General features: G+C 63.6%; 26 protein-coding genes and 2 tRNA genes. 19 read left to right on the forward strand and 9 right to left on the reverse strand.

The window, feature by feature from the left end; translation table 11 throughout:
- Nucleotides 1–79: 79 nt before the first annotated feature.
- Nucleotides 80–1,243, reverse strand: a complete 1,164-nt coding sequence (locus tag NKH05_RS22145; RefSeq protein WP_353026066.1) for a cysteine desulfurase family protein — start codon at nt 1,241–1,243, stop codon at nt 80–82.
- A 238-nt stretch (nt 1,244–1,481) separates the two neighbouring features.
- Between NKH05_RS22145 and NKH05_RS22150 the strand changes: the two genes are divergently transcribed.
- Together NKH05_RS22150 and NKH05_RS22155 are read left to right on the forward strand one after the other, a co-directional pair.
- Nucleotides 1,482–2,156, forward strand: coding sequence for an alpha/beta hydrolase (locus tag NKH05_RS22150; RefSeq protein WP_023717356.1), 675 nt, complete (start codon nt 1,482–1,484; stop codon nt 2,154–2,156).
- A 6-nt stretch (nt 2,157–2,162) separates the two neighbouring features.
- The gene (locus NKH05_RS22155; RefSeq protein ID WP_352495791.1) at nt 2,163–2,813 is read left to right on the forward strand and encodes an FMN-binding negative transcriptional regulator; all 651 of its coding nucleotides are present in this window, start codon (nt 2,163–2,165) and stop codon (nt 2,811–2,813) included.
- A gap of 28 nt (nt 2,814–2,841) precedes the next feature.
- On the opposite strand, the gene NKH05_RS22160 is transcribed toward NKH05_RS22155, so the two are convergent.
- Both NKH05_RS22160 and NKH05_RS22165 read right to left on the reverse strand, forming a co-directional pair.
- Entirely contained in the window at nt 2,842–3,174 is a 333-nt protein-coding gene (locus NKH05_RS22160; RefSeq protein ID WP_023674681.1) for a lipid-A-disaccharide synthase N-terminal domain-containing protein, read from the reverse strand.
- Nucleotides 3,167–3,895 (reverse strand): glycosyltransferase family 2 protein, encoded by a 729-nt coding sequence (locus tag NKH05_RS22165; protein WP_352495790.1) that lies wholly within the window; start codon nt 3,893–3,895, stop codon nt 3,167–3,169. The genes NKH05_RS22160 and NKH05_RS22165 overlap by 8 nt, the downstream gene beginning before the upstream one ends.
- Nucleotides 3,896–4,353: 458 nt before the next feature.
- Here NKH05_RS22165 and tyrS point away from each other — a divergent pair, with 458 nt between their 5' ends.
- Complete coding sequence (tyrS, locus tag NKH05_RS22170; RefSeq protein ID WP_352495789.1) at nt 4,354–5,607, forward strand: tyrosine--tRNA ligase; 1,254 nt, start codon at nt 4,354–4,356, stop codon at nt 5,605–5,607.
- Nucleotides 5,608–5,854: 247 nt separating this feature from the next.
- Here the strand turns inward: tyrS and NKH05_RS22175 are convergent, their stop codons facing one another.
- Nucleotides 5,855–9,232 (reverse strand): hypothetical protein, encoded by a 3,378-nt coding sequence (locus tag NKH05_RS22175; protein WP_353026069.1) that lies wholly within the window; start codon nt 9,230–9,232, stop codon nt 5,855–5,857.
- Between the two features lie 96 nt (nt 9,233–9,328).
- Here NKH05_RS22175 and NKH05_RS22180 point away from each other — a divergent pair, with 96 nt between their 5' ends.
- The 15 genes from NKH05_RS22180 (at nt 9,329) to NKH05_RS22250 (ending at nt 22,384) form a co-directional block, all read left to right on the forward strand.
- Nucleotides 9,329–9,796 carry a peroxiredoxin gene (locus NKH05_RS22180; RefSeq protein WP_023717351.1) on the forward strand — a complete coding sequence of 156 codons (468 nt, stop codon included), beginning with the start codon at nt 9,329–9,331 and terminating at the stop codon, nt 9,794–9,796.
- Between the two features lie 138 nt (nt 9,797–9,934).
- Nucleotides 9,935–11,215 carry a M23 family metallopeptidase gene (locus tag NKH05_RS22185; protein ID WP_352481185.1) on the forward strand — a complete coding sequence of 427 codons (1,281 nt, stop codon included), beginning with the start codon at nt 9,935–9,937 and terminating at the stop codon, nt 11,213–11,215.
- 215 nt (nt 11,216–11,430) lie between these two features.
- Nucleotides 11,431–12,867: an FAD-binding oxidoreductase gene (locus NKH05_RS22190; RefSeq protein WP_502913256.1), complete on the forward strand. Its 1,437-nt coding sequence runs from the start codon at nt 11,431–11,433 to the stop codon at nt 12,865–12,867.
- Nucleotides 12,864–13,604: a FadR/GntR family transcriptional regulator gene (locus NKH05_RS22195; protein ID WP_353026073.1), complete on the forward strand. Its 741-nt coding sequence runs from the start codon at nt 12,864–12,866 to the stop codon at nt 13,602–13,604. The genes NKH05_RS22190 and NKH05_RS22195 overlap by 4 nt, the downstream gene beginning before the upstream one ends.
- Nucleotides 13,605–13,606: 2 nt before the next feature.
- On the forward strand, nt 13,607–14,044 hold the full coding sequence (locus tag NKH05_RS22200) for a VOC family protein (protein WP_023717347.1): 438 nt from the start codon (nt 13,607–13,609) through the stop codon (nt 14,042–14,044).
- 90 nt (nt 14,045–14,134) lie between these two features.
- A complete protein-coding gene (locus tag NKH05_RS22205; protein ID WP_023717346.1) occupies nt 14,135–15,163 on the forward strand; it encodes an ABC transporter substrate-binding protein in 1,029 nt (342 codons plus the stop codon).
- A complete protein-coding gene (locus NKH05_RS22210) occupies nt 15,163–15,936 on the forward strand; it encodes an ABC transporter ATP-binding protein (RefSeq protein WP_023717345.1) in 774 nt (257 codons plus the stop codon). Before NKH05_RS22205 ends, NKH05_RS22210 begins: the two co-directional genes overlap by 1 nt.
- Nucleotides 15,933–16,688: an ABC transporter permease gene (locus tag NKH05_RS22215; RefSeq protein WP_023717344.1), complete on the forward strand. Its 756-nt coding sequence runs from the start codon at nt 15,933–15,935 to the stop codon at nt 16,686–16,688. The genes NKH05_RS22210 and NKH05_RS22215 overlap by 4 nt, the downstream gene beginning before the upstream one ends.
- Nucleotides 16,689–16,799: 111 nt before the next feature.
- Nucleotides 16,800–17,966, forward strand: coding sequence for an ROK family transcriptional regulator (locus NKH05_RS22220; RefSeq protein ID WP_352495338.1), 1,167 nt, complete (start codon nt 16,800–16,802; stop codon nt 17,964–17,966).
- The gene (locus NKH05_RS22225) at nt 17,963–18,727 is read left to right on the forward strand and encodes an ATP-binding cassette domain-containing protein (protein ID WP_023717343.1); all 765 of its coding nucleotides are present in this window, start codon (nt 17,963–17,965) and stop codon (nt 18,725–18,727) included. The genes NKH05_RS22220 and NKH05_RS22225 overlap by 4 nt, the downstream gene beginning before the upstream one ends.
- Before the next feature lie 39 nt (nt 18,728–18,766).
- Nucleotides 18,767–19,807, forward strand: coding sequence for a sugar ABC transporter substrate-binding protein (locus tag NKH05_RS22230; RefSeq protein ID WP_352481191.1), 1,041 nt, complete (start codon nt 18,767–18,769; stop codon nt 19,805–19,807).
- Nucleotides 19,808–19,969: 162 nt separating this feature from the next.
- Nucleotides 19,970–20,965, forward strand: a complete 996-nt coding sequence (locus NKH05_RS22235) for an ABC transporter permease (RefSeq protein ID WP_031193507.1) — start codon at nt 19,970–19,972, stop codon at nt 20,963–20,965.
- Complete coding sequence (locus NKH05_RS22240) at nt 20,962–21,732, forward strand: SDR family oxidoreductase (RefSeq protein WP_352481192.1); 771 nt, start codon at nt 20,962–20,964, stop codon at nt 21,730–21,732. Before NKH05_RS22235 ends, NKH05_RS22240 begins: the two co-directional genes overlap by 4 nt.
- Nucleotides 21,729–22,028: a hypothetical protein gene (locus NKH05_RS22245; protein ID WP_245278517.1), complete on the forward strand. Its 300-nt coding sequence runs from the start codon at nt 21,729–21,731 to the stop codon at nt 22,026–22,028. The genes NKH05_RS22240 and NKH05_RS22245 overlap by 4 nt, the downstream gene beginning before the upstream one ends.
- A complete protein-coding gene (locus NKH05_RS22250; RefSeq protein WP_353026076.1) occupies nt 22,025–22,384 on the forward strand; it encodes a GNAT family N-acetyltransferase in 360 nt (119 codons plus the stop codon). The genes NKH05_RS22245 and NKH05_RS22250 overlap by 4 nt, the downstream gene beginning before the upstream one ends.
- Nucleotides 22,385–22,584: 200 nt before the next feature.
- Here NKH05_RS22250 and NKH05_RS22255 read toward each other — a convergent pair whose 3' ends face one another.
- Both NKH05_RS22255 and NKH05_RS22260 read right to left on the reverse strand, forming a co-directional pair.
- Nucleotides 22,585–22,923: a hypothetical protein gene (locus NKH05_RS22255; RefSeq protein ID WP_352495334.1), complete on the reverse strand. Its 339-nt coding sequence runs from the start codon at nt 22,921–22,923 to the stop codon at nt 22,585–22,587.
- A gap of 186 nt (nt 22,924–23,109) precedes the next feature.
- A tRNA-Val gene (locus tag NKH05_RS22260) sits at nt 23,110–23,185 on the reverse strand.
- A 217-nt stretch (nt 23,186–23,402) separates the two neighbouring features.
- Here NKH05_RS22260 and NKH05_RS22265 point away from each other — a divergent pair.
- Nucleotides 23,403–23,479, forward strand: a tRNA-Asp gene (locus NKH05_RS22265).
- Nucleotides 23,480–23,714: 235 nt separating this feature from the next.
- Here NKH05_RS22265 and rbsK read toward each other — a convergent pair.
- The 3 genes from rbsK to NKH05_RS22280 are packed head-to-tail and all read right to left on the reverse strand — an operon-like array spanning nt 23,715 to nt 26,202.
- Complete coding sequence (rbsK, locus tag NKH05_RS22270; RefSeq protein WP_352909316.1) at nt 23,715–24,656, reverse strand: ribokinase; 942 nt, start codon at nt 24,654–24,656, stop codon at nt 23,715–23,717.
- Nucleotides 24,657–24,660: 4 nt separating this feature from the next.
- A complete protein-coding gene (locus NKH05_RS22275) occupies nt 24,661–25,113 on the reverse strand; it encodes an RbsD/FucU family protein (RefSeq protein WP_023674665.1) in 453 nt (150 codons plus the stop codon).
- 30 nt (nt 25,114–25,143) lie between these two features.
- The gene (locus NKH05_RS22280; protein WP_352857697.1) at nt 25,144–26,202 is read right to left on the reverse strand and encodes an ABC transporter ATP-binding protein; all 1,059 of its coding nucleotides are present in this window, start codon (nt 26,200–26,202) and stop codon (nt 25,144–25,146) included.
- Between the last annotated feature and the right edge of the window lie 245 nt (nt 26,203–26,447).

Below are 26,447 nucleotides of genomic sequence, written 5' to 3' on the forward strand. Positions count from 1 at the left end.
TCATGCCGGAAATTCACCCGGCCAAATGCAAACGCACGGCTCTACCAGGCCGTAAGGCCCAAATGTCACGTTGCCGCGCTCAGGCGGCCTTTTCCCTGTTTGCCCGCCGCGCGACGATCGTCGCCAGCGCCGAACGGAACAGCTCGATGTCTTCAGCGCCGGTCGCGTGACCGATCGACACACGCAACGCGCCAAGGCTGTCGCCATAACCCATGGCCTTCAGCACGTGACTAGGCCCGACCTTGCCCGATGAACAGGCCGATCCGGCCGACAGCGCCACACCGGCCAGGTCGAAGGCGATCTGCGCCGTCTCGGCCTTGATGCCGGCAATAGCGAAGAATGTGGTGTTGGCAAGCCTTGGCGCGCCGGTCCCGAAGAATTCGGCATCCGGAACCAGCGTTTTCACGATCGCCTCGATTTCGTCGCGACGTTGCCGCACCGCATCGATCGTTTGCAAGCCGGCAAGCGCCTCACGCGCCGCCGCGCCAAACCCGGCAATCGCCGCCAGGTTTTCGGTGCCGCCGCGATGGCCCTTTTCCTGGCCGCCGCCGCTGACCAGCGGCTTCGGCATCATCAAGTCCGACGCCGCGACAATGGCGCCGACGCCCTTGGGGCCGCCGATCTTGTGCGAGGAGAGAATCAGATAATCGGCGTAACCCGTTGACATATCGAGCGGAATGCGGCCGGCCGCCTGCACGGCATCGACCACCAGGATGCCACCCGCCGCCTTGACGATTTCAGCAATGCGGCCAACCGGCTGGATCACGCCGGTCTCGCTGTTGGCGGCGTGGATGGCTACCAGCGGCAAGCCGTCGGCCTTGTCATGCGCACCGAGCGCTGCCGCCAAGGCGTCGAACCTGACGATGCCATCGGCGTCGACGCCGATCCGCGTCAGCTGCGCGGCCGGGAAGCGCCCGCCATTCAGCAGGCAAGGATGATCGGCCTCGGACACGTAAAGCCGGCTCATGCGGATGGCGCCGCGCCCCATCTGCCAGTCCGGCGTCAGCAGCGTCGAGGCCGCTTCCGTAGCGCCAGAGGTGAACACGACATGCTCGGCTTTGGCGCTGACCAGTCGCGCCACCTCGCGCCTGGCATCCTCGATCAGCCGCCGTGCAGCGCGGCCCTCGGCATGGACCGAGGACGGGTTGGCGGCGACGTCGAGCGCAGCGACCACGGCCGCGCGCGCCGAGGCAAGCAGCGGCGCGCTGGCGTTGTAGTCGAGATATGCGCGTGCTCCGGCCATTTCCGTCCAACTGGTCCCTTCAAAAGCCGTTTCGCGAAGATAGCGCGTTATTTCCTTGAAATTGCAAGGCAAGACGTCCTATTTACGCGGCTTGCGGCGCGGGTGGCCGAGCCACAGTTTTTGGCCGCCCAGTTTTGAACAATTCTAAACTAGCTTCTAGAAAGACGCTCGCCCTGCGTCAAGGCCAGAGGAAAAGTTGTTCCGGGCGCCGCGCAATTTATGCCAAGTGGAGTATTTCATGCCTGAGGTCATTTTCACCGGTCCGGCCGGCCGCCTGGAGGGTCGTTATCAGCCCTCGAAGGAAAAGAGCGCGCCGATTGCCATCGTCCTGCACCCGCACCCCCAGTTCGGCGGCACGATGAACAACAAGATCGTCTACGACCTCTTCTACATGTTCCAGAAGCGCAATTTCACCACGCTGCGCTTCAATTTTCGCGGTATCGGCCGCAGTCAGGGCGAATTCGACCACGGCACCGGCGAGTTGTCTGACGCCGCCGCGGCGCTCGACTGGGTGCAGTCGCTGCATCCAGATTCCAAGAGCTGCTGGGTCGCCGGCTATTCGTTCGGCTCGTGGATCGGCATGCAGCTCTTGATGCGCCGGCCCGAGATCGAAGGCTTCATCTCGATCGCGCCGCAGCCCAATACCTATGATTTCTCGTTCCTGGCGCCATGCCCGTCGTCCGGCCTGATCATCCATGGCGACGCCGACAAGGTCGCGCCGCCAAAGGACGTGCAGGGCCTGGTCGACAAACTGCACACGCAAAAGGGCATCACCATCACCCAGAAGACCTTGCCCGGCGCCAACCATTTCTTTGCCAACCATGCGGAGCTTTTGATCGAGGAATGCGCGGACTATCTCGATCGCCGGCTGGCCGGGGAGCTGTCCGACCCACGGCCGAAGCGGCTGAGATAGTCGGCGATGTACCAACCGCCTCACTTCCAGGAAACACGGCCGGACGTCCTGCACGGGCTGATCCGGGCGCATCCGCTTGGCCTGCTGGTGTCGAACGGCACCGAGGGGCCGGTCGCCAACGCAATTCCCTTTCTTCTAGACGCCGATGTGCCGCCGAACGGCAGGCTGCGCGCCCATTTGGCCAAGGCCAATCCGCAATGGCGGCTTTTGGCCGACAATCCCCTGGCGCCGGTGCTGGTCGTCTTCCAGGGCGCCGATGCCTATGTGACGCCGTCCTGGTATGAGACCAAGCGTGAAACCGGCAAGGTGGTACCGACCTGGAACTACGCCATCGTCCAGGTGCGCGGCATCGTCAAGGTGATCGAAGACCAGGATTGGTTGGCCGAGCAGATTTCCGATCTGACGATGTCGCAGGAGGGCAATCGCGCGGCGCCGTGGGCGGTGACCGATGCGCCGGCCCCCTTCATCCAGTCCCAGATCAAGGGCATTGTCGGCCTGGAGATCGCGATCACCGAAATCAGCGGCAAATGGAAAGTCAGCCAGAACCGGCCGGCCGCCGACCGCGTCGGCGTCGCCGAGGGGCTCGAGAGCGAGACCGTCAACTCGGCCGATATGATCGAACTGGTAAGGTCCTACGGCGGGCTGGACGGCAAGTAATCTCGATCGGCTTAGGCCGGTTGCGGGCTCAATCGACCTTGGTCATCGCCGCCTTGCGCTCGTTGGCGATCAGCCAGAGATTGCGGATATAGATCAACAGGCCCATGGCCTGGCCGGCGATGAACACCGGATCCTGACGCTGGATGGCGTAGATCAGCAGCAGGCCGCCGCCGAACAGCGAAAAAAACCAGAAGGCGATCGGCACGACACTGCGCTTGGCCTTTTCCGACGCCACCCACTGCACCAGAAAGCGCATGGTGAAGAAGAACTGGGCGACGAAGCCGAGCAGGACCCAGGCATCGAATTGCTTGACGAAAACATCGTGAAGCCAGGTCGCCAATTCCTGAAGCACGTTACCCATGCCTGATTTCCTCTACTTTGGGCATTCTGCGGCGCCTGCGGCGCAGCCACCAGACGCCGGCAAGATCGAGCACGCCCTGCAGGCCGCGATCGAAGATGCCGTAATTCGATTTGCCGTGGCGGCGGGAGCGGTCGACGACGTCGCAATGGACGACGCGGTAGCCCTCCTGGATGACCAGCGCCGGAACAAAGCGGTGGGTGCCGTCGAAGAACGGCAATTTCCTCAAAATATCGGTATGGATCGCCTTGAGGCCGCAGCCGGTATCCCGCGTCTCGTCATGCAAGATGGCCTTTCTCAGCCCGTTGGCGAAACGCGACGCCAGCTGCTTGATCTTGCTGTCGCGGCGCTTCAGACGCTGTCCCTGCGCAGCCCCGACGTCGGGACCAGCCTGCCGGAGCGCGTCGATCAACACTGGGATATAGCCGGGATCGTTCTGGCCGTCGCCGTCGATGGTGGCGATGATATCGCCGCGCGCTGCCCAGGCGCCCGAGCGTACCGAGAGCGACTGGCCGGCGGATTTCGCATGCCTGAGGTGGCGCAGCGGAAACGCGCGAAGCGCCGCCTGAGCGGCAAGGACCGAAGGCGTGTCGTCGGTCGAGCCATCGTCGACGACGATGACCTCGAAGTCGCGCCCAGCCATGGCAGCGCCGATCTCGTCGAGCAGAAGCGGCAGGTTCGCCGCCTCGTTCCGGCAAGGAATGACGATGGATATCTCCGGCATCTCGACTCTGTCACAGGATTTGGCATTCGATCGATGCCGCGCGGTCCAGCGGATGAGGCCCGCTGGTGCGGCGCCTCATTACGCCAGCCGAAACGAGGACGCAAGCAGGCGCGCCGGAAGTGAAGGATGATCGCTTCAGGTTTGGATGGCCTCTCACGTTACCCGTTCCGGGGAGAGCCGCTTGTCTCGCGACGCGCGGCTCTCCCTTCTCCCTTGTGGGAGAAGGTGTCGCCGAAGGCGACGGATGAGGGGTGCTCCAGCTTGGCACCAACCGCGCTCTGTCCAGCACCCCTCAACCGTCTTGGCGCTGCGCGCCAGTCCACCTTCTCCCACAGGGGAGAAGGGAAGAGGGCGCGCTAAAACCGGATTCCACTTTTGCTGATCGCGCTTGAGTGCTAAACGCCCGCCTTCATGCATAGCCGAGCCACGTTCGGCCGGAAGCCTTTCAGGAAAGAAAAATGTCCGCCTTCAAATCCGATTTCCTGCGCACGATGAGCGAGCGCGGTTTCATCCACCAGACCTCGGACGATGCCGCCCTCGACCAGCTTTTCGCCACGGAAACGGTGAGCGCCTATATCGGCTTCGACGCGACCGCCAGGAGCCTGCATGCCGGGTCGCTGATCCAGATCATGATGCTTTACTGGTTGCAGCAGACCGGCCACCGGCCGATCGCGCTGATGGGCGGCGGCACCTCGATGATCGGCGATCCGTCGTTCAAGGACGAGGCGCGCAAGCTTTTGACGCCGCAGGACATCGAGAACAATCTGGCCGGCATCCGCCGCAACTTCATTCCCTACCTCAAATTCGGCAGCGGCCCCAACGACGCCGTCATGATCAACAATGCCGACTGGCTGATGGATATCAACTACGTCAATTTCCTGCGCGATGTCGGCAGGCATTTTTCGGTCAACCGCATGCTGGCCTTCGATTCGGTCAAGCTCCGGCTGGACCGCGAGCAGTCGCTGTCGTTCCTCGAATTCAACTACATGATCTTGCAGGCCTACGACTTCGTGGAGCTCTACAAGCGCCTCGGCTGCCGGCTGCAGATGGGCGGCTCCGACCAGTGGGGCAACATCGTCAACGGCATCGATCTCGGCCACCGCATGGAAGGCGCGCAGCTTTATGCGCTGACGACGCCGCTGCTCACCACTTCGTCCGGCGCCAAGATGGGCAAGTCGGCCTCGGGCGCGGTCTGGCTCGATGCGGAGATGTTGAGCCCGTACGAGTTCTGGCAATATTGGCGCAATACCGAGGATGCCGATGTCGGCCGTTTCCTGAAGCTCTACACGACCTTGCCGCTCGCCGAGGTCGCGCGCCTCGAACGGCTCGGCGGCTCGGAGATCAACGAGGCCAAGAAGATCCTCGCCACCGAAATCACCGCCATGCTGCATGGCCGCGAGGCGGCGGAGGAGGCCAGCGAAACGGCGCGCAAGACATTTGAGGAAGGCGCGCTCGCCGAAACACTGCCGACCGTCGAGGTGGGCAGGGCCGAGCTCGAAGCCGGCGTCGGAATATTGTCGCTGTTCGTCACCGCCGGGCTGGCTGGGTCAAACGGCGAGGCGCGGCGGCATATCCAGGGCGGCGCCGTGCGCCTCAACGACCAGCTCGTTGCCGACGATCGCAGGATGGTGACGCTGCAGGATATGGGCCTGGAAAATGTCGCAAAGCTGTCGCTCGGCAAGAAGAAGCACGTTCTGGTGCGGCCGGTTTGACGCGCAACCGTTGGTGCCGGGGGGACAGCGCCCCCCTCTGTCCTGCCGGACATCTCCCCCACAAGGGGGGAGATCGGCTTTCGCGCCGGCTTTCGCCAATCTACAACGTTGCAGGAAGAGCGCAGCGTGGAAGCTGCCAATCTCCCCACTTGTGGGGGAAATGTCCGGCAGGACAGAGGGGGGCGCGAAGGATCACTACAGAGCGTCGGTGTTCACCCGCCTACCCTGCCCGCCTACCCTGGCCGCCTCAACGATACTCGAAGATCGACCGGAATATCCCGGGCGCGATCACGGATAGCGGATTTACCTCCAGGTTGGGCTTGTTGGCGTTGCCCTTGAGCCTGTAGGTGACGCCGATCAGGCCGCGGTCGCGACCGTTGCCGAGCAGCGCGCCGATCAGCGGCAGTTCGCCGAAGATGCGGTTTACGCCGTAGGCCGGCATGAACGTGCCGGTGATGTCCATATTGTTGTTCTGGTCGTAGAGCGTGCCCTGGAAGGTGGTGCCGATGCGCGAGCCGCGCAGCACGCCGTTGCGCAGCTTCAGATAGCCGCTGCCCTTCTCGATTTCGCTGAAACCGCGCTCGAATTTCACCCTCGACGTGTCGAGATTGCCTTTGACCGCCTCGTTGAGGCTACGGCTGTCGCCAGCCGGCGTCGTCGACACGATCGAGGCGAGCTTCGGCTCGTTGACGATAAAGAAGTTCTTGGCGTCGACCTGGCCTTTCATCGGCCCGTCGCCGGCCCCGGTGAGTGCCAGCGTGATCGAGCCGCCTTCCATGTGCTCGTAGATGTTGAGGAAGCGCAGTATGGCACCGGCATCGGCCGACTTCATGTTGAGCGCGCGCAGGCCGCCGCCGGTCGTATTGCTGATGGTGATAGCGGCTCCCGAATCTGCCGTGGCGCTCACCTTGAGCCCGTTCACCCTGGAGCCGGCGGCGCTGTAGTCGAGCTTCAGATTCGATAGCACCTCGTCATGGAAGCCGGTCAGGGAACTGACGTCGGCGCTGACCGAGATCGCATCGACGCCGGTGGTCTTGGTGGCGGTGTCGACGTCGGACGTGAATTGCTTGATCAGCGAGCGTGCGTCCAGCGCGCTGCCGCTAACCTCGACCGCATAGGCCTTGCCCGACCGCTTCACCGAGACGGCGACGTCGTCGCCCCTGTTCAACGTGACCTTGCTGAACCGGGCCGAGGACAAGGCGCCGTTGACCAGCACCGCGCTGCCGTCGATGGAGAAGGTCTTGCCGTCGAGTTCAAAATTGGACAGCGTCGTGGTGTCGCCGGTCTTCGCCATGGCGAAGGTGACCTTGGCGGGAATGCCGGGGCCCTTGCTCCAGCCGGCCCAGGGAATGTCCAGCCTGGCATTGGTCAGGTCGGCCGACACGTTCTGGTTGCCAGTGCCGCTCTTGTCGATCGCCACCTTGATGGTTCCGGAAAGCAGCGTCGACAGGCCGGGCATGGCGGTGGCGCGGGTCTTGTCGTCGAGCACCAGCGCTACTTTACGACTGCGCGGCGGGCCGCCATCCCTGAGCGGCTCGATCAGGTCGAGCTCGGCCGGAATGCCGTTGAGCAGCGCCTTGGCCGAGATCACCGCCCGGTCGGGCGCGACGGTGATCGAGCCGTCGGCATGGCTGACCGTCTGGCCCTCGAACGGCTTGGCCAGCGACAGATCCTTGTAGTCGAGCGCCACCAGCCAATCGAGTTTGGAGGAGTCGACGCCGGACTGCAGCGGAATATCCGCCTTGACGTGACCGGTCACCGTGCCGGACAGGTCATCCGGCAGCAGGCCGACATGGCGCATGGCGTTGATCGGGTCATAGGATGCCAGCTCGGCGATTGCCGGCGCCTCACCGGCGACATCGATGTCGAGCGCGCCGATCACCGGCGGATGGTTCGCCGCCTTGACAGTGAGCGTGCCGTTGCTTGCCGCCACGGTACGGCCGCTCGGCATATAGACGCTGCCCGAGGACAGCGCGACGTCGACGTCGTTGCCGTGGAAGCCGACAACGCCGACGGCATCGCGGATCGGCGGAATGCGGCCGGCCGTGTCGAAGCGCGATCCTTCGACCTGGAAACGGCCGAAGACTTCATCGGCGGAAAGCGGCACGCCGTTGCCAAGCCGCCCGGGTACGACCTGGAATTGCAGGCTGCCATCGACGACGCGGCCGCCGAACAGGTTCTTAAGCACCCACAGCCTGGCATTGCGCGCCGAAAACCACGGCCATAATTGCTTGACGTGCGAGACCGGCATGTCGTGGACGTTAAGCGCCACCGATATGCCCGGCGCCTGGTTGGCGACGAATGAAACCGAAGCCGTGCCCAGCACTTCGCTGCCCGGTCCGGACCGGACGCCGATCTGCTCGGCGACCAGCTTTTGGCTCGTCGGCTGGTAGACGCCGGCAATACGGGCAATGAAGCTGAGCGCCGGTTCCGGCGAATCCGACGGCGCCAAGGTCGAACCGTCGCTGGTCAGGTCGTAGCGATAGGATGGCTCCTCGCCCGCTGTGCCGGTCGCCGGCTTGGGCCCGATCGAACCGGCAAAATCGAAGGTCGAGCGGCCGGTCTTCACCAGCAATCCGTCGACCTGGATCTTGTTCGAGCCGGCGACGAGCGTTGCATCGAGATCGACGTCGGCCGGAAGCAGGCCGCGCGAACCGAGGTCGAGCACCGATCCGGTCAGCGACAGGGCGGCGGTCAGCCGCGAACCGTTGTCGCCGGCCGCTTCCGACCCCGCCAGCTTCAAGGCGATCGCGCCCAATTTGCCACCTGCCGCCGCAGTGTGGGCGTCCGCCGCCTGGATGCTGGCGTCCAGCGTGGCGATGCGTCGCGTCGCCGGATCGCGGGTGGCGGAAGCGGCGATGGTGAGCGCCCTGCCGTCGACATCCGCGTCGGATGAAAACTCCATGCTTCCCGGTCCCGACTGCGACACGGAGGCGTCGGCGATGGTGACCGACTTGACCGATCCGGTCTCGGGCAGTGCCAGCTCGACGTTGCGCAGATCGATCTGGCGCACCGAATCCTCGCGCACCGCATCGAGCGCGCGGTTGACGTTGGCGAAGACGGCGACGGAAAGTTTTTCCGGATCGATGAGACCGTCCTGGTTGCGCAGCCCGGCCGTCCAGTCGCCGCCGGACGGCATTGCCGCCATGACGATGTGCGCGTCGGAAATCCGGGCGCTGGTGAGCCGCACCTCGCCCGAAAGCAGCGGGATGAGCCGGATGCCGAAGCGGACCCGGCCGGCATCGGCCATCGGTTTGCCGTCGGCGGTCTTGAGGCTGACGTCGCTGACCTGCAGCGCAATGAAGCTCGACCCGTCAAGCGTCAGCCGGGCCGGCCCGACGGCAACATCGACATCGAAGCCGGCCAATTTCTCGATTGCCGTCTCGGCTTCCGCGCGAAGCCGCTCCGAGCCGAAACCGGACACGCCGATCACATAGACACCGGCCGCAGCCAGCAGCACAAGGGCGACGAGGCCGGCAAACAGCCGCGCCATCAAACGAACGCCGCGACCGATCGACGCCTGGCCGAGCGGCGGGACGCGGCACGCGGACGGAAAGGTTCCCAGGTCGGTGATCTCGTCACGCCTGAACCTGATCTTCTCGTGCTGCGGTAGCTCCTGATCCACGCAATCTTCCGTTGAAACGAATTCGATCGTGGACGAATCCCCGCTCGACATTATATCGATGCAGCCTGGCGCGTAACCTCAAACAAGGGCATCGGTATGGCTGACCTCGACGTGGGCGATGTTGCGCCGCAATTCGATCTTCCGCGCGACGGCGGCGGTTCACTCAGCCTCGCCGCATTGCTGGGAAAACCCATCGTACTCTATTTCTACCCACAGGACGACACCACAAGCTGCACCAGCGAGGCGATCGGCTTTTCGCAGTTGAAGCCGGAATTCGAAAAGGCCGGCGCTGTCGTCATCGGGCTGTCGCCGGACAGCGTCAAGAAGCACGACAAGTTCAAGGCGAAATACGATCTGAGCATCGACCTGGTCGCCGACGAAGAGCGCAAGGTGATCGAGGCCTACCATTTGTGGGTCGAAAAGAAGCTCTACGGCCGCATTTATATGGGCGTCGAGCGGGCGACGTTCCTGGTCGGCCGGGACGGACGCATCGCCAGGATCTGGCGTAACGTCCGCGTCAAAGGCCACGCCGAAGCGGTGCTGGAGGCGGTTCGCGCCCTTTGAGAGCTGCGGCACGCCGCTGCAATTCGATGCCCGTTTTGCGCGAATACCTTTGCCCGTCGTTCGGTCCGGCAAAACTTTGTTAACCCTAATAATGTGTAATCAGGCTCGTCGTTGGTGTCGTAACGAAAGCTTGGTCCCGTGAACGTAGCCAGTCAGTCAGCGGTCTTCGGCAGACGCAGAGAGCCCCACACCGTCATCATCGCCCGGGGCGACCAGATAAGGCATTTCACCATACGTCCGTGGCTGGCCGCATTTTGCGGCTCGGCGCTGGCGGCGATCGTCATTGGCTACCTGCTGGCGACCTCTTATCTGGTGCTGCGCGACGACCTGATCGGCGCCACGACGGCGCGGCAGGCGCGCATGCAGCAGGCCTATGAAGACCGCATCTCGGCATTGCGCGGCCAGGTCGACCGCATCACCAGCCGCCAGCTTCTCGATCAGCAGCTGATGGAAACCAAGGTCAGCGAGTTGCTGGAACGGCAGAGCCAGCTCAGCCTGCGTCACGGCCGCCTCGGCCCGATCCTCGAACGAGCCGAAAATGAGGTCGCAACGCCGCCCGTGCCGACGGCAAAGCCGGACGAACATGCCGACGCGACCGGCAGCATCCAGCCGATGGCCTATTCCGTCGCCAGCCTTGCTGCGCCCCTTGCCAGCAACGACACGAGGCCGTTCTCGCTGTGGTCGACCCGCGCCAATCCGCTGCCGAGTGAAAGCGCGGCCGACCGGGCAGACAAGCTCTTCGTTTCGATCAACAACTCGCTGAAGACCATCGAGAGCCAGCAGCTCACCCGCATCGCGGCACTTGCCGACAATGCCTACAAGAGCGCCGACGCGATCTCGCAGGCGCTCGAGGCCGCCGGCCTGCCGGTCGACAGCGAATTCGAAAAGAGCGATGTCGGCGGCCCGCTGATACCGCTCGACAGTTCGTTGGTCTTTGACAGCAAGGTCAAGGAGTTGGACGAGGCGCTTGACGCGCTGGATCATCTGAAAAAGGAGGCGCGCCGGCTGCCGCTCGCCAACCCCGCCCCCGGCCATAGCGTCACCAGCCCGTTCGGCGTGCGCACCGACCCCATCCTCGGCACGGCCGCCTTGCATTCCGGCATGGATTTCAGGGCGCCGGTCGGCATGCCGGCCAAGGTCACGGCAGCCGGCGTCGTCGTCAAGGCCGGCTGGAACGGCGGCTACGGCCGCATGGTCGAGGTCGACCACGGCAACGGTTTTGTGACGCGTTACGGACATCTCAGCAAAATCGACGTCGCCGTCGGCCAGAAGCTCGATGCCGGGGACATCATCGGCAAGACCGGCAACAGCGGCCGCTCGACCGGCCCGCATCTGCACTACGAGGTTCGCCACAATGGCGAGGCGATCGACCCGCTGCGGTTTTTGACCGTCGGCAAGAAGGTCGAGCGGTATCTCTAGGAGCCGGGCTGCTCCTCAGACGACCCAGCAATTGAGCGGCATCGGGCCGGCGCAGCCAGGCCAAGGCGGCCTCACCTCGGGCGATCGCCCTTCGCTCTATTCTCCCCAGCAAACATTCGGCTCCAGCCCTTGAGGGCCTCTGCCCCACAGCGTTGACTCGGGCGCAGTTGTAGGATGATATGTATAAGCCTATGCCTTAGTCCAGCAGGCTTGTAATGACCGTTTATGGTATCCCGCCTGAAATTCTGAATGCTCTGGAGGGCGCTGTCGGACAAAGCGGCGTGGCTGCTGACGCTGCCGGCATGGCGAAATACCTTTTGGACTGGTCCGGGGATCATCGCGGCCGAGCCCTTGCAGTGCTGAAGCCTGCTTCGGTCAGCGAAGTCCAGGCTGTGGTGCGGCTCTGCGGCACGCTCGGGCTCGGAATCATCCCACAGGGCGGGAACACCGGGCTGGTGGCGGGCGCAATCGACATTGACACCCGTGGCGCGGTAATCGTCAGCCTGGAGCGGTTGAACGGCATCCGTCTCGTCGATGCCGACAATTTCGTCCTCCAGGCCGATGCCGGCTGCATCCTGCAGCACATCAAGGATGCGGCAGAAGCAGAGGATTGCCTGTTTCCGCTGGCGCTCGGCGCGCAGGGAAGCTGCCAGATCGGCGGCAATGCGGCCAGCAATGCCGGCGGCACCAACGTGCTGCGCTATGGCATGGCGCGCGATCTCATCCTCGGCCTCGAAGTCGTCCTGCCCGATGGCGAGTTGTGGAGCGGCTTTTCCGGCCTGCGCAAGGACAATCGAGGCTACGACCTGAAGCAGCTCTTCATCGGCAGCGAAGGAACGCTCGGCATCATCACCGGCGTCGAGCTCAAGCTGTTTCCGAAACCGGCCCGGGTCGAGACCGCTTATCTCGGTCTCGTTTCGTTCGAAGCGGCCATCACCCTGTTCCGGCAGGCTCGCCGGGCCTCATCCGATCTGATTTCGGCCTTCGAGATCATTGGATCGGAGTGCATCGCGCTCGCGCGCTTGATCGATGCCAACATCGTTTCGCCGGTCGAAGCTCCCGTCCACGTGCTGATCGAACTCTCCGCAAGTGCTACGGTCGATCTGCGCTCCATGCTGGTCGATTTCCTGGCCGGAGCCATTGAGAGCGGTCTGGTTGCCGAGGCCGTCCTTGCTGAAAGCGTCGCACAGGCTAGGGCCTTCTGGGCGATCCGCGAAGGGCTGGTCGAGGGCCAGGCAAGACGCGGCTACCATGTGCGCACCGACCTTGCGGTCAGGATATCGGACATCCCTGCCCTCATCGATCAGGCCCGCCAATTGGTGGCGCTGGAACATCCTGGTTGGCTGCCGCAGGCCTATGGTCATGCCGGCGACGGCAACATCCATTTCAACGTGCTGCCACCGCTTGGGCTCGCCGAGGGTGAAGCTCGTGCCCAGGGCGCGGAGATCACCGCCGGACTCTACCAGATCGTCGGCGCGCTTGGCGGCTCGATCAGCGCCGAGCACGGTATCGGCCGCACCCGTCATCGCACTTTCTGGGCCGGCCTGGCGCCTGCCCATCGCCGGCTCATCACGGCCCTCAAAACAACGATCGACCCTCAGGGGTCAATGAATCCCGGCTGCCTGCTGCCACCAATGGAGACCTTTCCATGAAGCAAAGACTGGCCGCTATCGGCACGGTGGAGGCGCTGCCGCATCGCGTCGCCGCATTCCTCAGCCGCGAGATCGAATCCGGCGACCTCAATCCGGGCACGCGGCTGCCGACCGAGCAGCAGCTCTCGGAAAAATTCGGCGTCAGTCGCAATGTGGTGCGCGAGGCGATCGCTCAACTCAGGGCCGATGGCATGATCGAAGCCCGGCAAGGCGTCGGCGCCTTCGTGCTGGCGCCGGAGCAGCGCGCCTCGATCCGGATCGATGGCGAGGCGCTGAAAGCGACCGGGAATATGGAGCGGCTGTTCGAGCTGCGTTGCATACTGGAAGCCGAGTCAGCTGCGCTCGCCGCCGAACGGCGCCGGCAGGAGCACCTCGACGCAATCAAGGCGGCGCTAGACCGGATGGGCGGCGAGGAGCGCTGGGAAGAAGGCAGCATCGACGCCGACCTTTTGTTCCATCGCGAGATCGCGCGGGCGACCGGCAACAATTACATCCACACCTTTATCTCCTTCGTTTGCGAGCAGATCCGCCGCTCGATCCACTACGCGCGCCTCACCAATCCGCTGCACGACCTGGTCGAAGTCAATGTCGGGGAGCATGTGCGCATCTACGAGGCGCTGGTCGCGGGCGATCCCACGGCCGCCGAGGCGGCGATGCGCGCCCACATCGTCGGCGCCGCCGACCGCGTCGGCGTCAAGCTGCCAGCATCGCGCGCCGCGCACAGCACAGGGAGGTAGCCATGCCGGTCGGAGGCGCATATGCGATTTCGGACGTCTGCCTGCTCGTCGAAAATATCGAGCGGACGGTTGAATTCTATGTCGAAAAACTCGGCTTCCGCCTGCGGCGTCGCGCCGAGGGCTTTGCCGACTTTCATGGCGAGGGCGTCACGCTGGCGGCATGGGAGATCGATCACATCAACCGGCACACCGGCGTCTCGAAGTTGAGATCGCCGCGCCAGGCGCACAAGGTCTGCGTGGCGGTCAGGCTAGACGCGCCCGGCGAGATCGACCGGCTCCATGGCGAACTGGCAGCCAAGGGCGTGCCCTTCTACGGCCCGCCGGAGGATTATGTCTGGAACGCGCGCTGCGCATATTTCACCGATCCCGACGACACGCTTTGGGAACTATACGCCTGGCTCGACGGCGGCCCCGGCGACTATCACGACGAACAGCCGTAGACGACGCCGCGCCACGGGAACGGCGCGCAATGAAGAGACGAGAACGTCTTGCAACAGGAGCGAAAAATGAGTGGGAACAGAGACTACGACATGAACCGCCGCAGCTTCGTGAAAGCCGGCTTCGCCGCCGTCGCGGCAGCTTCGGCCGGAATGCAGCTCGTGCTGACGCCGGGCGCCAAGGCTGCCGGAAAGGTCGTCATCCAGTATGATTGGCTGATGTCCAACGGACAGATCGGCGACATCGCAGCCGTCGCCAACGGCTATTTCAAGGAGGTGGGCCTCGAGGTGGAATTCAGCCCGGGCGGTCCCAATGCGGCGACGGTGCCGCCGGTGATTTCGGGCGCCGCACAACTCGGCCAGTTTTCCGAAACGCCGCAGCTCTACGCGGCGCGTGCCAGCGGCGTGCCCGTGAAGATCATCGCCTGCGGCTTCCGCACCGGTCCCTATGCCTTCACTTCGAAGCCTGCCAAGCCGATCCGCGGCGTGGCCGATCTCAAGGGAAAGAAGATCGGCATCCAGCCGACGGCGCGCTTCGTCATCGATGAGATCCTGGCCAAGAACGGTATTGATCCGTCCGAGGTCACCGTCGTCAATGTCGGCTTCGACAAGGCGCCGCTGGTGCGCGGCGACGTCGACGCGATTGGCGGATGGATCACCAACACCCAGGCGCTGAGCGTCGTCGGCGACGACCGGATCGATCTTCTGGTGCGCGATCTCGGGCTGAACTCCTATGCCGACGTCTATTTCGCTACCGACACAGCGATCGAACAGGATGCGGAAATGCTGGCGAAATTCATCGGCGCCGTCGCCAAGGGCTGGGGCTGGGTGCACGCCAATCCGCAGGAAGCAGTCAAGAAGATGGTCGAAGCCTATCCGGAAATGGACCTTGGCTGGGAGCAGAAGACGATCAATCTGGTGCTGAAACTCTCCTTTGACGGTGCAACCGCCAAGGACGGATGGGGAACCTTCGATCCCGCCTCGATCGAGGAGCAGCTGGCGCTGCTGGACAAGGTCGGCCAATACCCGAACGGCCGGCCCGCGGCAGCCGATGTCTACACCACCAAGGTACTCGAATTGTCGGCCGCCGACCGACCCAAGCTCGACGCGCCCGCGGCTTGATGGCGAACGCGATCGAGGCCCGCAGGCTGGATGTCGGCTATAGCGGCCGGCAGCCGGTGGTGAAAGTGCTCTCCGGTCTCGACCTGTCGGTCGAGGCCGGCTCCTTCCTGTCGATCCTTGGACCTTCGGGATGCGGCAAGTCGACGTTCCTCAGGGTGGTGGCCGACTTGCTCGATCCGCTCGGCGGCTCGATCAGCGTGCTTGGCGACACACCGCATGCTGTCCGTTCGCGGCGCGATGTCGGTTTCGTCTTCCAGGACTCGACCCTGCTGCCCTGGCGCACCGTGCGCGACAACGTCCGCCTGCCGCTCGACGTCGGACAAGGCCGGCTTACCCGGACAATAGACGATCGAACCGACGAGCTGCTTGATCTGATGGGGCTTGCCGGGTTCGGTGAGCGTCTGCCGCACCAATTGTCCGGCGGCCAGCGCCAGCGCGTGGCGATCGCCCGGTCACTGCTCGGGCAACCCAGGCTGCTTTTGATGGACGAGCCCTTCGGTGCGCTGGACGAGATCACCCGCGACCGCCTCAACGACGAGCTTTTGTCGTTGTGGCGGCGCACCGGCGCGACCATCCTTTTCGTTACTCATTCGATCGCCGAAGCCGCCTATCTCGGAGAACGGGTCATCGTTCTCGCCGCCAATCCGGGCCGCCTGGCCAGAGACCTCGACATGCGGCCGTTCAAGCAGGCAGGCAACCGCTGTTCGCGCGAGGATCCGGCGATCGTTGCCGCGATGGCCGAACTGCGCGGCGCGCTGGAACAGGCCTCATGAGGCAGGCGCCCTTGCCATCGGCGCTGGCCGTCGCCCTGCCCGTTTTTGGCGCGGCCTCGATCCTGCTCGCCTGGCAGTTCCTGTTGCCATGGCTCGGCGTGCCGGCCTATATCGTACCGACGCCGACGGCCATATCAGGCGTGTTCCGGAAGAGTCTTGCTTTGCTACTCAGCAATCTCTGGCCGACGCTGATCGAGGCGCTGGCGGGATTTGTCATCGGCAATTTTGCCGGTGTGCTGCTGGCGGTGCTGTTCGTGCACAGCCGCATCCTGCAGGCCGCCTATTTTCCGATCGTGCTGTTCTTCAACACCATTCCCATCCTGGCGCTGTCGCCGATCATCATCCTGATCTTCGGGCTCGGCATGACGCCGAAGATCGTGATCGCGGCGGTGATCTGCTTCTTCCCGACGCTGGTCAACATGATTCGCGGGCTGGACTCGGCCAGCGACAACGAGCACGAACTGTTCCGGGTGCTATCGGCTACGCGCTGGGAGATCTTCTGGAGCCTGCGCCTGCCAAGAGCATTGCCGATGCTGTTCTCCTCGCTGAGAATCGCTTCGGCCACGGCCGTGATCGGCGCCATTGTCGGCGAGTGGATCGGGTCGGATAAGGGCCTCGGCGCGCTCATCATCCAGGCGACCTTCAACTATCAGTCGGACCGGCTCTATGCGGCGATCGTGCTGTCGTCGTCCTTGTCGATCGCGATGTTCGCAATCGTGGTTCTGCTGGAGCGCCGTGCCATCCGCTATTGACCATTCCGTCGAGCGGCCATCCGCCAGGCGCGGGCTGTAAATTTATTTTTGAATTCCATTTGACTGAATAAATCTTCAGTGCCAGTCTGGCCTCTCTCGAGGGCACAAGGCATGGCACTGCGGGGAACCAATCAGGAGTTCGGGCGGCCGTATAATCGGCGCATCGTGCTCGAATCCATCCGCCTTCACGGGCCGATCGCCCGCGGCGACATTGCCAGGCGGGTCGGGCTCACCGTGCAGACGGTGTCGACCATCGTTCGCGAGCTGGAAGAGCACGGTTACGTGCTGTCGTTGCGCGAAGAGCCCAAGGGGCGCGGCCTGCCCCCGGCAACGCTGCGGATCAATCCGGAAGGCGGCTATGCCGTCGGCATTCACGTCACCCCGCTGGGCATCAATGCCGCGCTGATCAACCTCAGCGGCGATGTCATCGAGAGCAGCTACCGCGAGGCCCCAAATGCAACGCCCGACCACGCCTTCGAGCTGATCGGCGCCATGGTACTCGAATTGACAGCACTGCGGCCCGGTGGCCGCGTCCTCGGCATCGGCATGGCGTTGCCCGGGCCGTTTGGCGTGGAGTCCATGAGCTTTGTCGGTCCGACCACCATGACCGGCTGGAAGGATGTGGCGCTGCGCGAGCGGCTGGCCGCCTCGACCGGGCTGCCGGCCTTTTTCGAAACCGACATGGCGGCGGCTGCCATCGGCGAGCGCCTCTATGGCCTCGGCACGGCCTATTCCGAATATTACTATCTCTATTTCGGTGTCGGCCTCGGCGGCGTCATGGTGCATGACGGAGCCGCATTGCGCGGCGCCTGGGGCAATGCCGGCGAAATCGGCCACATTCCCGTGGTGCCGGGCGGCGAGCCCTGCCCGTGCGGCAATCGCGGCTGCCTCGAACGGTATCTTTCGCTCGAGGCGCTGCGGCGCCGCAACGTCGCCGACGCCGACTGGGTGAGCGAGATCGCGCCGATCTTCCGCAACGCCATCACCATCATCGAAAACCTGTTCGACCCCGAAACCATCATCCTTGGCGGGCTGGCGTCCACCGACCTGCTCGAAAGACTGGCCGGCGCAGCTGCGCACCTGCCCAACTCGGTCTCGGCGCGAAGCGACCGCACGACGCCCCGCGTCAGCGTCGCGCGCGGCGGCCAGCATGCGGTGTTGCGCGGCGCCGCAGCGCTTGCCGTCTCAGGGGTGCTTTCGCCACGCTTCGGCCAGATCTTCACCGCCGAACGCGAACGCGGGCGGGATCTCTTGCATAACAAGGGGATCGCGGCATGAGCGAACCGCTGCTGGTGCTCGATAACGTTGCCAAGAATTACGGTGCCATCGAAGCACTGAAAGGCATCAGCTTTTCTATCGGCAAGGGCGAAGTGGTGGCGCTGCTCGGCGACAACGGCGCCGGCAAATCGACGCTGGTCAAGATCATTGCCGGCGGGCTCGAGCCGACCTCCGGCCGCATGCTGTTCGAAGGCAAGGAATTCCTCGCCAAATCCCCCGCCGAGGCCAAGGCCGCGGGGATCGAGACCGTCTACCAGGACCTGTCGCTTTGCACCAATGTCGACGTGGTCGCCAATTTCTTCATGGGCCGCGAGATCACCAGGAAGGTTCTCGGCATTCCGGTGCTCGACGAGCGCGCCATGGAGCAGGTGGTGCAAAAGGCGTTGGCCAGCGCCGGCACCCGCATTCCCTCGCTTCGCACCAATGTCGAGCACCTCTCCGGCGGTCAGCGGCAGGCCATCGAGCTCAACCGGTTCGTGCATTTTGGCGGCAAGTTGGTGCTTCTCGACGAGCCGTTCGCAGCGCTCGGCGTCGAGCAGACGCGGCGCGGCCTCGACATGATCCGCCAGGTGGCGAGCCAGGGTATCGGCGTCGTCATCATCACCCATATCATGCAACAGGCCTTCCAGGTCGCCGACCGGATCGTGGTGATCCGGCAAGGCGTCGTGGCTGGCGATGTCGCACGCAACAAAACAAGTCCCGACGCGGTGATCAACATGATCACCGGAGAGACGCTTGCCGGTGCCGGACCGGCGAGCTGAGGGACAAATGAGGGGTCCGGCGCAAGAGGAGCGAACGACATGAAGAAAATACTTCTTTCCGTCTTCGGTATCCTGGCACTGGCCTTTGCCACGCTCACGCCGGCATTCGCTCAGTCCAAGGGCACCGTCTACTACATGGTGCCGACACTGCTCGATGAGTTCCAGACCGGCTCGGTGAGCGCGCTGGAATTGTTCCTGAAGCAGGTCGGCTACGAGATGAAGACGCTGAACGCCGACAATAAGACCGACGCTCAGCAATCGCAGATGAACGACGTCATCGCGCTCAAGCCGGCGGCGATCATCCTTGCCGCCGTCGATTTCAATGCGCTGAAACCGTCGATCGAGGCCGCCCGTGCCGCCGGCATCCCGGTCGTCGAGTTCGACCGCCAGATCACCTCGACGCCGTCCGACTTCACCTCGGTGGCCGGAACCGTCGAGATCGGCTACGTCGCCGCCGACCAGGCGCAAAAACTCCTGACCGCGAAGAACGGCTCGGTGAAAGGCAAGATCCTGCAGGTGCTCGGCGATCCGGGCGATCCCTATACGCTCGATATCCAGAAGGGTTTCGAGGAGAAGATGAAGGCGTTCCCGGACGTCAAGATCATCTCCCTGCCGGCCATGCAATGGGCGGCGGATGCAGCCGGGACCATCGTCAACGACCAGCTGCTCGCCAACCCCGACATCGACCTGATCTTCAGCCACGCCGCGCATCTTTCGGTCGCTGCCGTCGCCTCGCTCGAGGCCGCCGGCAAGAAACCGGGCGACGTCATGCTGATGAGTTCGAACGGCGCTCCGGTCGGCCTCGACCTGATCCGCAAGGGCTGGCTCAATGTCGAAGTCGAGCAGCCGCTCTACGCCCAGGCCGCGGCGGTCGCCATGTTCATGGACAAGGTGGTCAACAAGCAGGAGATCAAGCCCGGCGAATATGATGTGCTTGGCCTGAAATCGACCCTGACCAAGGAAGCGTGGGGGCCGAACATCAAGATCCCCGGCGCTGCGATCACCAAGGAAAATGTCGATAACCCAGCCTTCTGGGGCAACATGAAGCCGCCGGCCGAAACCATAAAGCCGGTCGAATAGCGAACTCGCCAGAAGCTCCGGGCCACGCAGGCCCGGAGCCCAGCCCTGCAGCCCGGTGCGTTCAAACGGACGCGCACGGGAATGCTGCAGCAATTTTCAACCGCGCCTGATCTTTCCGACGACCGAGTGGTTCTTCGGGTCATGCGCCAACCGGATCCGCAGATGAACCCTCGCACGCGCCAAACCCTCGAGTTCATCCTCGACAATCTTGTCTGGTTCATGCTGGTCTTCGTGCTGGTGGTCTTTTCCATCCTCATCCCGAACTATTTTCAGCTCGGCATCTTCGCCAACATCATCGAGGCCTCGAGCGTGCTCGGCGTCATGTCGATCGGCTTGGCGCTGGTCATCATCGCCGGCCATATGGACCTGTCGGTCGAATCGGTGGCGGCGCTCAGCGCCATGGCGGTCGGCATCCTGTTCTGCTCGTCGGGCATCGGCCTTGGCATCCAGTTGCAGCCGCAATGGCTGATGGTTCCGGTTTCGCTGCTCATCGCGCTTGCCGTCGGCGGCCTCATCGGCGCTTTCAACGGCTATCTGGTGGTCAGGGTGAAGATGAGCGCCTTCATCATCACGCTGGCCTCCTACATCTGGGTACGCGGCCTGGTGCTGGTCATCTCCGGTGGCCGCTCGGCACAAGACCTTGCGCCGGCAATCCGCTGGTTCGGCATCCAGCGCCTGGGCGGCCTGCCGTTGACGGCCTGGATCGCCATTGCGTGCTTCGTGGTGTTCTCGCTGATCATGGCCAAGACGCCCTTTGGCAGGCACCTGGTCATGATCGGCGGCAACGAGACGGCGACGTTCCGCGCCGGCATCCGCGTCAATCGCAACCTGGTCATAGCCTTTGTTCTGGCCGGTGCCATCGCCGGCCTTGCCGGCTGGCTGCTGGCAATCCGTACCTCCGGCGCCACCGCCAATCTGGGCGTCGGCCTGTTGTTCAACGCCTTCGCCGCGGTCGTCATCGGTGGCGTCAGCCTTAAGGGCGGCGTCGGCACCTTGCCCGGTGTCTATGCCGGCGTGCTGCTGCTCTCCGCCATCAATACGGCGATTAATTTGATGGGCCTGCCGGCCAACTTCACCCAGGTGATCCACGGCCTGCTCGTCCTCGCCGCCGTGCTGCTCGACGCCTTCAAGCAAACCATCCGCCAGAGGCTCGCATGACCGGCCGTCTGGAAGGTAAGGTCGCGCTGATCGTCGGAAGTGCGCGCGGCATCGGCAAGGGCATCGCACAACGCTTTGCCGAAGAGGGCGCGACGCTTGTCCTGGCCGATACCGAGGTTGAGGCCGGGCAAGCGACTGCGGACGAGCTCGGCGCCGCCTTCATACACACCGACATTTCACAGATGGCCGATGCGCAAGCCGCCGTGGCGCTGGCGCTAGCGCATCACGGCCGGCTCGACATCATGGTCCAGAATGCCGGCATCTATCCCTGGCAATTGCTGGAAAACACCAGTCCCGACGATTGGGACCGGGTCATGGCGGTGAATTTGCGCGGCAGCTTTGTCGCCGCACGCGCGGCGCTGGTGCCGATGAAGGCACAGCGTTTTGGCCGCATGCTGTTCACCTCCTCGATCACCGGCCCGCATGTCACCAGTCCCGGCCACGGCCATTATTCGGCGACCAAGGCCGGCATCAACGGGCTGATCCGTTCGGCTGCGCTCGAATTCTCCGGCTACGGCATCACCGTCAACGGCGTCGAGCCCGGCAACATCCTCACCGAAGGCATAGAGCGGCATCGCGGTGCGGCCTTCATCAAGAACATGGAAGACGCCATCCCGCTCGGCCGCCTCGGCAGCCCGCGCGACGTGGCCAATGCCTTCCTGTTCCTGGCCTCCGACGACGCCAGCTACATCACCGGCACGACCATTATCGTCGACGGCGGGCAGCTTTTGCCCGAGGGCAAGGATTTCCGGCTGCTGCCGCCATGATCGTCGATTTCGGCGGCGGTTTCTTCCTGCGCCGGGCGACCGCCGCCGATCGTGCAGCGCTTGCCGCAATCTGTCTCAAGACCGGCGACGCCGGCAAGGACGCCAGCGGCCGCGAGGACGACCCGGACCTGCTCGGCCTGCTCTTCACCATTCCCTACCAGGTGCTCGAACCCGAACTGGCCTTCATAGTCGACGGCCCCTCAGGTGCCGCCGCTATCTGCTTGGCGCAGCCGACACCGTTGCTTTCAACGCCAGCCTGGCATCAAAATGGTACCCGGAGATTCAGCGGCGTGTGACCGACCCCGAACCCGACAGCTCACGCTGGCGCGGCAGCGACTGGGCGCGGCACCGGATCCACCACCCCGATTTCGCTGTTCCGCCTGCACTGGCGGCCTATCCGTCGCACGGCCACATCGACCTTTTGCCGCAGGCGCGCGGAAGAGGCATCGGCAGGCGCGCCATGGCTTTCCTCGAGCAGTTCCTTGCCGCGAGCGGCTCGACCGGCATCCACCTCGAAGTCATGCCGGAGAACGATGGCGCGCTAAGGTTCTACAAGGCGATTGGATTTGAGGTGGTGCAGGACGCTGATTCATCAAAGCGTTGTGTTTATGTGGCGAAACGGATTGCTCACGCTCCGGCGATTGCAGGCTGATCTGCGACAAGCCAATCGCCCAAGTTGCAAAGAACCGGGAGGCCTATGGAAGTACAATGCTGCCGTTCTGCAGCAGCCAGTTGCCCGCGTGAACACCTTTGCCGCGGGAACGAAACCTTCGTCGCGTGCTCCACCGCAGACACGAAAGTCACCAGCATCAACACGGTGCGGGGCTAATCCGAGTGTTGGCGGAGCGTCTACTAGTTCAGTATGGGCGGCAAGGGAACATCCACGACCGTTCCCCCGGCCACAATCGAGAGCACATAAAGCAGATAAATGGCTAATACCAACAGGGCGAGGAATGAACCGCTGGCAAAGACTCCTGCAACCGCGGCGTCGGGATAAGCTTCGACTTGTTCTTTCTTGAAGGTGTCTTCTTCGTTACGGGTTGTCTTCACAACCCGTTCGCCTGGAAGCCGGTTTTTTTCAGCTTCCTTCGATATCTTATCCGCGAGATCTCCTGCGATCACGGGATCGTCCGGAAGATGACTCGCAAGCCATCCAGGAATATTTTCGCTCCCGCCCATGCCCATACGCAATTGAGATACTGCAAGTTGTAGCTTTCGGCAATCGTTTCCCTCATGAGAGGCAAGCAGATCAGACTTAAGTCCCTGCGGAAAGACAGTTTGAATCAGACCAAAGTCCGAGTAGCACAGTGGTCGGACGCGTCTCACCTGGGCGATCAGCTTGAGCGGTGTAGCCCAAACTGAACACATCGAGGAAAATGGTGGGCGATGACGGGCTCGAACCGCCGACATCTTCGGTGTAAACGAAGCGCTCTACCAACTGAGCTAATCGCCCGCCCCGGGCCGGACCTTTAAGCAGTTAGGGCCGGCTTCGCAAGGCCAAATGAGCGGCGAGTGGCTTGGCCGGGAGCCGGTTTCGGCAACAAAGTTCGGCTTGTCAAAAAACCTTCTCCTGTTTGCTGTTATGCTGTCCGGGTCCGCTTGACACCCGGTGGGTTACCCCTTATCCACCGCCCCAACGACGAACACGGCTGACACGTGCTCGTCCATGCGCGGGTGTAGCTCAGTTGGTTAGAGTGCCGGCCTGTCACGCCGGAGGTCGCGGGTTCGAGCCCCGTCACTCGCGCCATTTCTCCTTTGGGGTCACGTCCCCTTGATGTCGGAGAAATGTCGACGTTGATTTGTCAAAAATCATCTTCTTCGTGACCCAGTCTAGGTCCATTCCTTTCGAATTCTGGCATTGATCCTCATCCATCGACCTGCCCGCCTGTTTGTGGTCGAGCCAGAAGACAATAGCTTCTCGGACAAGAGTCGGGTCTAACCCATTCGCTCCCGCTTACAGTCTCATCCCGCAGTGCCGGGCTTCACCCCTCGGCGAGCAGCGCCTCGACTTCCTGCAGCGTCGGCATGGACGGCGCGGTGCCCGGGCGCGTCACCGAGATGCCGGCGACGGCGCAGGCGAAGCGCACCGCTTCCAGAGGTTCGATCCCCCTCGACAGCGCGGCAGCCAGGCCGCCGTTGAAGGCGTCGCCAGCGCCTGTGGTCTCGACCACCGGGCCGGCGGCGACCGCTGCGACATGCTCGGAACGATCGGCCGTGTGCAGCAGCGCACCGTTTTCGCCAAGCGTCACGATGACCGCCCCAACGCCCTTCTCAAGCAGGCTGTCGGCGGCACGGCGGGCATCGTCAATGGAGGATACCTTGATGCCGGTCAGTTCCTCGGCCTCAGTCTCGTTCGGCGTGACATAGTCGCAAAGCGTGTAGATGCGGTCCGGAAGCTTGGCCGCCGGCGCCGGGTTGAGGATGGTGGTCACCCCTGCCCCGCGCGCGATCTCCAGCGCCCGCAGCGCCGCCTCGATCGGCTGTTCGAGTTGGGTGACGAAGACCCCGGCCGCGCGAATCAGTTCGGCATTTGCCTCGATATCGGCGGGCGAAATCAGCATGGCCGCGCCGGGACTGACGATAATGGCGTTGTTGCCGCTCGTCTCCTCGATGAAGATATAGGCGGCACCGGTGTAGCTTTCCGGTGTGTCGATGACAGCGCTCTTCACGCCGGCCGCGTTCCAGGTCTGTCTCGCCATCTCGGCAAAGGGATCGACGCCGAGGCGGGTAAGGAAGGTGACATCGGCGCCGAGCCGGCCGGCCGCCACCGCCTGGTTCGAGCCCTTGCCGCCGGGGCCGAGCGTGAAGGACGTGCCCAGGATCGTCTCGCCCATGCGCGGCTGGCGGGCGGCGCGGTAGGCCGTATCGGCGACGAAGACGCCCAATATGACAACCGGCTTCATGACGATCGGTTTCGCCGGCATGCCGCTACTCCGCATCCGGTGGCACGACGCCCTTGCGGAACGCAAAACAGCCATAGAAGCGGCGCTCGCCGGTCTGGATGACGCAATAGGCCTTCTTGGCGCGTTCGTAGAAGGCGTAGCGCTCGACCGAGATCATCGGCCAGGCCTTGCCCTCGGCGGCATCGATCTCTTTTTGCACTTCCTGCTGCACGGCGGGAATGTCGTCCGGCTTGCCGACGATCTCCATGCGCGCGGCCGCGTCGTCGACGAAGGTGTCCAGCGGATAGAGCGACAGTACCGCCTTGACCACATCGGCCGCCGACGCATCGATGCGCAGCAGCCGGCCAAGCACGGTCTGGCGCGCCACCGAATCGGACGGGAAATTGGTATCGGCGATAATCAGATCGTCACCGTGGCCCATCGCCCGCAGCGCCTGCAGCACATCGGCATTGAGCAGCGGATTGATTCCTTTGAGCATGGTATTCCTCGCGAAGTTTGCTGGGCGAAATCAGAGACGCTTGCCGCTCTCTGCGTCGAAGAGATGCACCTGGTCGAGCCGCGGTTTCAGGTGCAGTGTGTCGCCCGGCTTGAACTCGTGGCGTTCACGGAACAGCGCCACCATCTCGCCCTCGCCGAAGCGCAGGAACACGAGAGTCTCGGAACCGGTCGGCTCGACCACCGAAATCTTCGCTGGGACACCATCTGGATGGATTTCGAGATGCTCGGGCCGCACGCCGTAGACGACATTGCGGCCATCTTCCACGGTATTGCTCGATGCGATCGGGAACGGCGTCCCGGCGATCTCGACGACGGGCTTGTCGCCCTTGCGCACGACGCCCTTGAGCAGGTTCATCGAGGGCGAGCCGATGAAGCCGGCGACAAACAGATTGGCCGGCCGGTCGAACAATTCCAGCGGCGCGCCGACCTGTTCGATGCGACCGTCGCGCATCACCACGATCTTGTCGGCCATGGTCATGGCCTCGATCTGGTCGTGGGTGACGTAGATGGTGGTGGTCTTCAGTCGTTGGTGCAGTTCCTTGATCTCGGTGCGCATCTGGACACGCAGCTTGGCATCGAGATTGGAGAGCGGCTCGTCGAACAGGAACACCTGCGGGTTGCGCACGATGGCGCGACCCATGGCGACGCGCTGGCGCTGGCCGCCCGAGAGCTGGCGCGGATAGCGCTTGAGGTAGGGGTTGAGGTCGAGGATGTCGGCGGCGCGCTTGACCCGCTCAGTGACCACCGCCGGATCAGTTTTGCGCAGCTTGAGAGCAAAGGCCATGTTCTGCTCGACCGTCTTGTGCGGATAGAGCGCGTAGTTCTGGAACACCATGGCGATGTCGCGCTTGGCCGGCGGCAAATGGTTGACGACGCGCTCGCCGATGGCGATGGTGCCGCCGGAAACCGTTTCCAGCCCGGCCACCATCCTCAGCAGCGTGGACTTGCCGCAGCCGGAAGGCCCGACCAGCACCACGAACTGTCCGTCGGCGATGTCGACGCTGACATCGTGCAGAACCTTGACGGTTCCGAACGCCTTGGCCACATTGCGGATCGCGACTTGAGCCATCATTCCCCCTTCAGTTGCCGTGAAGCTAAACAACGCAAACGGCGAGGGCAAGTCGGTCTCTTATAGATAAAAAACCCATTCACGTTGACACCGCACTTCGTTGTGCGAATAGTGACAGTGCCCGGCTTATGACCCTGTTCCGGGCGCACCGGTACGCTTGTCCGGCACTCAATGCGAGGCGTCGCGGGAGGGAGAATTCGGGCCGCTATTTACGGGAGTCGCTGTCGTTGGGGAACATAATCGGC

This window comes from Mesorhizobium sp. M1399 (assembly GCF_040317735.1).
In the GTDB taxonomy this organism is placed as follows: domain Bacteria; phylum Pseudomonadota; class Alphaproteobacteria; order Rhizobiales; family Rhizobiaceae; genus Mesorhizobium.

Bases quoted from the DNA above. Each gene is read 5' to 3' on its own strand.
- NKH05_RS22145 (WP_353026066.1), bottom strand. From the start codon at position 1,243: ATGGCCGGAGCACGCGCATATCTCGACTACAACGCCAGCGCGCCGCTG.
- NKH05_RS22150 (WP_023717356.1), top strand. From the start codon at position 1,482: ATGCCTGAGGTCATTTTCACCGGTCCGGCCGGCCGCCTGGAGGGTCGT.
- NKH05_RS22155 (WP_352495791.1), top strand. From the start codon at position 2,163: ATGTACCAACCGCCTCACTTCCAGGAAACACGGCCGGACGTCCTGCAC.
- NKH05_RS22160 (WP_023674681.1), bottom strand. From the start codon at position 3,174: ATGGGTAACGTGCTTCAGGAATTGGCGACCTGGCTTCACGATGTTTTC.
- NKH05_RS22165 (WP_352495790.1), bottom strand. From the start codon at position 3,895: ATGCCGGAGATATCCATCGTCATTCCTTGCCGGAACGAGGCGGCGAAC.
- tyrS (WP_352495789.1), top strand. From the start codon at position 4,354: ATGTCCGCCTTCAAATCCGATTTCCTGCGCACGATGAGCGAGCGCGGT.
- NKH05_RS22180 (WP_023717351.1), top strand. From the start codon at position 9,329: ATGGCTGACCTCGACGTGGGCGATGTTGCGCCGCAATTCGATCTTCCG.
- NKH05_RS22190 (WP_502913256.1), top strand. From the start codon at position 11,431: ATGACCGTTTATGGTATCCCGCCTGAAATTCTGAATGCTCTGGAGGGC.
- NKH05_RS22195 (WP_353026073.1), top strand. From the start codon at position 12,864: ATGAAGCAAAGACTGGCCGCTATCGGCACGGTGGAGGCGCTGCCGCAT.
- NKH05_RS22200 (WP_023717347.1), top strand. From the start codon at position 13,607: ATGCCGGTCGGAGGCGCATATGCGATTTCGGACGTCTGCCTGCTCGTC.
- NKH05_RS22205 (WP_023717346.1), top strand. From the start codon at position 14,135: ATGAACCGCCGCAGCTTCGTGAAAGCCGGCTTCGCCGCCGTCGCGGCA.
- NKH05_RS22210 (WP_023717345.1), top strand. From the start codon at position 15,163: ATGGCGAACGCGATCGAGGCCCGCAGGCTGGATGTCGGCTATAGCGGC.
- NKH05_RS22215 (WP_023717344.1), top strand. From the start codon at position 15,933: ATGAGGCAGGCGCCCTTGCCATCGGCGCTGGCCGTCGCCCTGCCCGTT.
- NKH05_RS22220 (WP_352495338.1), top strand. From the start codon at position 16,800: ATGGCACTGCGGGGAACCAATCAGGAGTTCGGGCGGCCGTATAATCGG.
- NKH05_RS22225 (WP_023717343.1), top strand. From the start codon at position 17,963: ATGAGCGAACCGCTGCTGGTGCTCGATAACGTTGCCAAGAATTACGGT.
- NKH05_RS22230 (WP_352481191.1), top strand. From the start codon at position 18,767: ATGAAGAAAATACTTCTTTCCGTCTTCGGTATCCTGGCACTGGCCTTT.
- NKH05_RS22235 (WP_031193507.1), top strand. From the start codon at position 19,970: ATGAACCCTCGCACGCGCCAAACCCTCGAGTTCATCCTCGACAATCTT.
- NKH05_RS22240 (WP_352481192.1), top strand. From the start codon at position 20,962: ATGACCGGCCGTCTGGAAGGTAAGGTCGCGCTGATCGTCGGAAGTGCG.
- NKH05_RS22245 (WP_245278517.1), top strand. From the start codon at position 21,729: ATGATCGTCGATTTCGGCGGCGGTTTCTTCCTGCGCCGGGCGACCGCC.
- rbsK (WP_352909316.1), bottom strand. From the start codon at position 24,656: ATGCCGGCGAAACCGATCGTCATGAAGCCGGTTGTCATATTGGGCGTC.
- NKH05_RS22275 (WP_023674665.1), bottom strand. From the start codon at position 25,113: ATGCTCAAAGGAATCAATCCGCTGCTCAATGCCGATGTGCTGCAGGCG.
- NKH05_RS22280 (WP_352857697.1), bottom strand. From the start codon at position 26,202: ATGGCTCAAGTCGCGATCCGCAATGTGGCCAAGGCGTTCGGAACCGTC.